The 5,447-nt window shown below is 58.6% G+C and carries 6 protein-coding genes; 3 read left to right on the top strand and 3 right to left on the bottom strand.

The genetic code is table 11. The features are described 5' to 3' along the window. The coding region (gene hemA / locus QD357_RS31105) for a 5-aminolevulinate synthase (protein WP_414125837.1) at positions 1 to 763 on the top strand (763 nt) is incomplete at its 5' end. Positions 764 to 845: 82 nt separating this feature from the next. Here hemA and QD357_RS31110 read toward each other — a convergent pair. Next, entirely contained in the window at positions 846 to 1,760 is a 915-nt protein-coding gene (locus QD357_RS31110) for a pyridoxal-phosphate dependent enzyme (RefSeq protein ID WP_107109543.1), read from the bottom strand. 128 nt (positions 1,761 to 1,888) lie between these two features. Then, positions 1,889 to 3,082, bottom strand: coding sequence for a 1-deoxy-D-xylulose-5-phosphate reductoisomerase (gene dxr, locus QD357_RS31115; protein ID WP_107109542.1), 1,194 nt, complete (start codon positions 3,080 to 3,082; stop codon positions 1,889 to 1,891). A 200-nt stretch (positions 3,083 to 3,282) separates the two neighbouring features. Here dxr and QD357_RS31120 point away from each other — a divergent pair, with 200 nt between their 5' ends. Together QD357_RS31120 and QD357_RS31125 are read left to right on the top strand one after the other, a co-directional pair. Further along, the gene (locus tag QD357_RS31120; protein ID WP_107109541.1) at positions 3,283 to 3,549 is read left to right on the top strand and encodes a BON domain-containing protein; all 267 of its coding nucleotides are present in this window, start codon (positions 3,283 to 3,285) and stop codon (positions 3,547 to 3,549) included. Between the two features lie 537 nt (positions 3,550 to 4,086). Continuing rightward, positions 4,087 to 4,725: a hypothetical protein gene (locus QD357_RS31125; protein ID WP_107109540.1), complete on the top strand. Its 639-nt coding sequence runs from the start codon at positions 4,087 to 4,089 to the stop codon at positions 4,723 to 4,725. A 519-nt stretch (positions 4,726 to 5,244) separates the two neighbouring features. Here QD357_RS31125 and QD357_RS31130 read toward each other — a convergent pair. Continuing rightward, positions 5,245 to 5,447 (bottom strand): integrase core domain-containing protein (locus QD357_RS31130; protein WP_414125838.1); only part of this gene is annotated, 203 nt, incomplete at its 5' end.

Here is a 5,447-nt window from a genome sequence, read left to right on the forward strand (position 1 = left end):
TGCCAAGTGCGACAAGGTCATCTGGAAGCACAACGACCTTAATGATCTCGAAGCCAAGCTGAAGGCCGCCGATCCGAAGGCGCCGAAGCTGATCGCCTTCGAGAGCGTCTATTCGATGGATGGCGATATCGCGCCGATCAAGGAGATCTGCGATCTCGCCGACCAATATGGGGCGATGACCTATCTCGACGAAGTGCATGCCGTCGGCATGTATGGCCCGCGCGGCGGCGGCATTGCCGAGCGCGAAGGGCTGATGGACCGGCTGACGGTGATCGAGGGCACGCTCGGCAAGGCCTTCGGCGTCATGGGCGGCTATATTGCTGCGTCGACCGCACTTTGCGATTTCATCCGCTCCTTTGCCTCCGGCTTCATCTTCACGACATCGCTGCCGCCGGCCTTGGCGGCGGGTGCCGTCGCCTCGATCCGGCATCTGAAGGTCAGCCAGTTCGAACGTGCCCGCCATCAGGACCGGGTGCGCCGGCTGCGTACCCAGCTCGACGCTGCCGGCATTCCGCATATGCCGAACCCGAGCCATGTCGTGCCGGTTTTGGTCGGCGATGCTGCCAAGTGCAAATGGATCTCGGACCTGCTGCTCGATATGGGCGTCTACGTCCAGCCGATCAATTATCCGACCGTGCCGAAGAAGACCGAACGCCTGCGCATCACACCGACACCGCTGCATTCGGATGCCGATATCGAGCATCTCGTCGGCGCGCTGCATGCGCTCTGGTCGCGCTGTGCGCTCGCTCGCGCGGTGGCGTAAGTAAAAGCTTACATTTTTGTTCTTTGGTCAGGGCGCGGAAATGTTGTTTCCGCGCCCTGACTTTTTGAATTCTGGGTGATGATCAGGATGCTTGCCAGGCCTGTAGCTGAGCGAGCGAAGCCGTCGCCCCGCCGCAAACCACGATGAGGACTCGCTCATAGCCTGCCAATCGATCGGCATGGCTATAGGCGACCGCCAATGCTGCGCCACACGCCGGCTCCACGAGCACGCGATGATCGTCGAGGACGCGCATACACGCGTTAACGGCAGCGCGATCGTCCACGACGACGCTCTCGACGGGTAGGGTCTGAGCGATCTCAAAGGCGCGCTGGCTGACTTTTCGGGCGCCAAGCGAGGTTGCGATGCTGGTGATGGCAGGCAGTTCGGTGAGTTTGCCGGCCTTCACGGAGGCTGCGAGGGACGCCGCGCCTTCGGTTTCGGCCGCTATGATCGGGACGCCTTTAAGGCCATTGCGGTCAAGCCCTTCCGCAACGCCAGCCAGAAGCCCGCCGCCGCCGACCGAAAGAACGACCGCGTCGAACGCGACGCCAGCGTTGACGACCTCGTCGATGATCGTCGCATGCCCAGTCCACAGAAGCGGATCGTCAAACGGGTGAATGAATGCGGTTTCCGCATCGACTGCCTCAAGCGCGCGCTCGTTGGCCTCCTGCCAGGACGCGCCATGGACGAAGACCTCGGCGCCCTCCTGGCGGATCAGCGATTTTGCCCGTTCGGTCGTCGTCTGCGGAACGAAGACCGACACCGGGATCGAGAGGCGGCGTCCGGCATAGGCCACCGCAATGCCGGCATTGCCTCCGGAAGAGGATACGAAGCGGCGCTTTCCGTTTCTGGCGTGATGCTCACAGGCCGCCCCTATGCCGCGGATCTTGAAGGAGCCAGGGGGCTGGAGCGCATCCATCTTCAACCAGACGGATCGGCCCGACGCCAGGCTTAGGGAAGGGGATTCGAGCAGCGGAGTTTCGAGATGCAGTGCCATGGAATGCCTTCTCCGGAACGCGACGTTGGTGATCTCCATCAAATATGTTGAAAGAGCCTCGCCAACAAACGAATTCGCAGCTCCGGGCAGTMATCCGTTTCCGGCTTACGCGGCTTCTCGCGAGCGGGTTAGGCTGCCTTTTCCCTTTGCGCGACAAGCGCGCTGGCGCGGCTGCGGGCTTCATCGTCGGCGGCAAAGACCGCATCCATCGTTTCGGCGCTGCCGACCCCGATCATCTGGTCCATGACCGCTTCGGCGATGTCGGCCATTTCGAGGAAGCCGATGCGCTCGTCCACGAAGGCCTGGAAGGCAATCTCCTCGGCAGCATTCATGACGGCGCCCTGCAGCCCGCCGCGTTCCAGCGCGGTGCGGGCAAGACGCAGTGCGGGGAAACGAACCTCGTCCGGCGCTTCGAAATCCAGCCGGGCCAGTTTTGCAAAATCCAGCCGGTCGACATCAAGCTTCGGTCGGGACGGATAGCTCAGCGCATAGCCGATGGCCGTGCGCATGTCCGGACAGCCGAGCTGCGCCAGCACGGAGCCGTCCGTATAGCCGACCATCGAATGGACGATGGATTGCGGGTGGACGATAACTTCGATCTGATCCGGGCCGACATTGAACAAATGCTTGGCCTCGATCATCTCCAGCGCCTTGTTGAACATCGAAGCGCTGCCGATGGAGATCTTCAGGCCCATCGACCAGTTCGGATGCGCGCGCGCGGTCGCTGCCGTGACATTGGCCATCTGCTCGCGCGACCATGTGCGGAAGGGGCCGCCCGAGGCTGTGAGGATGATCCGCTCGACCGCATGCTGTTGGTCGTCCTCGAGCGCCTGGAAAATCGCGCTGTGTTCGCTGTCCACCGGTATCAGCCGTCCGCCGCCTTCGCTGACGGCACGCACGAAGAGTTCGCCGGCGGAAACCAGGCATTCCTTGTTGGCGAGCGCGATGTCGGCGCCCCGGCGCGCGGCCTCCAGCGTCGGCGCAAGCCCCGCCGTGCCGACGATCGCCGCCATCACCCAATCGGAAGGGATGGAGGCAGCCTCGAGGAGAGCGTTCCTGCCGGCGGCTACGGCAATGTCGGTTCCGGCGAGCGCCGCCTTGAGGTCCTGATAGCGCTCCTCATTGGCCGTGACGGCGAGAGCGGCGCCGCAGGCTTTCGCCTGGCTCGCCAGGAGATCGATATTGTCATGCCCGGAGATTGCGGCGATATCGAACGCTTCGCGTCCGCCCAATTGGGCGATGACGTCGAGCGTGTTTTGTCCGATCGAGCCGGTCGAACCCAATATCGTCAGGCGGCGCGGCGCCTTGCTCCCGGTGGTCATTCCAGTATCCGCATCTTGCTGTGATTGCCCATGGCTCTACAGGGGATCGCGGGAGGCGGCAAGTCCGCAGCTCTGTCGGCGCATTCTTCCCCGGTCCCTTCGCGCTGGAATCTCTGGCATTAACGGCAATTTTCGGGCTACTAATGAACCAATACGCAGATACCGCGTTTTCCATCCTGCAGAGGCGCAGGAGAAGGGCAATGGTTTTCAAAGCGGCTACGTTTCACGGCCTAAAGCCCGAAATAGAAAGCGAAAATGCCAAACGCTCGGCGCTGGAATCCACAGTCGCCAACGCCCTTGCTGTCGCCGGCGGCCTCGACGCCTCCGACGTCACCGTGACCGCCGTCGGCCAGGAAATCCGATTGGACGGAACGGCGGCAACTCCGCAGGAGGTTGAACGGGCGACTGCAGTGGCGGAGGCCGTGCCGGGGGTCAGGCTGGTGCGGAATCGGATTTTGGTGGGGTGAGTTTACAAAGGTAGCGTAGATTTAAGGCCCTTCGCATTTTAACTCAGCGTAGAGCGCAAAATCGCGCCGGTCTGTCGAATCGTGCGGCCTATGCAGGACGTCGCCACAAAGCGCAGTGTCTCAAATGCGGGGATGAAGCGATGGATATCGCGAGGCATGGGCCTTCCTCGTTTCTTGTTTGCCGCCGCCTATTTGTTCTTATTATGTTCCTGTGCGCGATCGAGTCAATATCGATGCGCCCTGAGTTTTGGCGCCGCACGGTTTTACAGCCCTATTGGTATCAAAGGGCTTTTTCGTTCACGAACGGGCGAGTTTTACATCTAAGTGCAGGCGCCATAGAGAATAAGTCGAGCTTCCCAAGCTGGCGCTCGAAAGGAGCCCTTGCAACTTGAGCAATAATCTATGCGTATGCTGCACGATATGAACCTGACTCGCGCCTAGCTTTTCGAGGTCTTTATCTTAAGAAGTCAGGTATTTTGAAACTCGATTATCTATTGTCACCTGGCAAATTTGCGCGTGAAAGAAAGTGCCTCTCCGATGTGGTTTCAGATTCTCGGTGCTGTGATCGTTGTTGTAGCGATAGGGATTTATATTGTTTTTCTATTCAGAGGGAAAAAGGTAGGAAAAGCGGAAGCATCTCTATTAGGTATGATGATCCTCGTCGGATTTGGGATGATGTTGTTGGACAGGATAACTGAGTTCAAGGTGTTAGGTATCGGAACGATTAAAGCAGCAACCGCTCAGGCATCAGTCGATGCTGGCACAATCCAAGCTTTGAAAACTCGAGTCGAAAATCAATCTGCGACAGTAGATGCCGTGGCAGCACAGGCCAAAAATGCGGCCGGCCTTTCGAATAAGGCCGCCTCCCAAATAAACGCCGCCGATCAGAAGCTCGCTGATCTCAATGCCACTCTTTCAGCGGCGAAGGTCACCTTGGAACGTCTTCAAAAGGATGCGGACTTCGGGAATGTGATTCAGCAAGCGCAGAACGATGATCGCGGCGCCTTTGACAAGCTTTCTTTAATCGCTAACGACCAGAGCAGCCCTATGCGAAACGGGCTGACGCCGCTCAGAACGTTATCACGGATGCTCACAGCCAAGGGATTTACGAAACTAACCTCCAACTCCCTTGGCCAACTGACGTCGAGCCTGACATCCTATCCATCGGTACTTTGAAATCAATTTTTTTTGGCTCAACGGCGGTTCCTCTCAAACCTGCACTGATCGAATTTATCAATAACCGTAGTGATATACCAAAACTTGAGAAGCTGGATTTCTTTATCGAGGTCATGAAAACCGATGCAAGCTTGAAGGCAGTCGAGTACGCGGGTCGGTACTTCACGATGGACACAAATCTGAAAATAAAACCGTTGGCAATCGACTACTTGCTAAACTGGTGGTCAGAACACCGCAAGGACTACGAAAATCCTGCGCCGGAACCGAAGTAGCCATTTGGCAAAACCGCGCTGACCGGCATATTTTTTGAGAATCGCGTCAAGCTGTTCGCGGATGCCGCAGCCACCGTTCCATGTGCAGTCGCTCAAGGCCGTCAGTGCACCAATTTCATGTGCCAATCATGCGCCACCGAATTCCCGCTAACGTCCGAAAACGCCTGTAAATGCTGGTAATTCTGGTAAATTGATGGCGCACGAAAGCCGCATCGAAACTCATGCTAGTTGACGTGCCACTGAACTTTCATCCAGCGGCGATTAGAGCCCCGGCGGTTTTGAATACGCCAAGTGGCGCGGTGTGAGCAACCGGCGGAAGCGCGAAGCTTTCATCTTGCGCAGCGTTGGAGCCGGTTGCGGCGATGGACCCGGCATAGCTTGCCGGGGTCTGATATCCGAGCGATGAGTGCGGCCGGAAATGATTATAATCGGCGGCCCATTCAGCGATGG

This window comes from Rhizobium sp. BR 317 (assembly GCF_047445835.1).
GTDB classification, from domain to species: Bacteria; Pseudomonadota; Alphaproteobacteria; order Rhizobiales; family Rhizobiaceae; genus Rhizobium; species Rhizobium paranaense.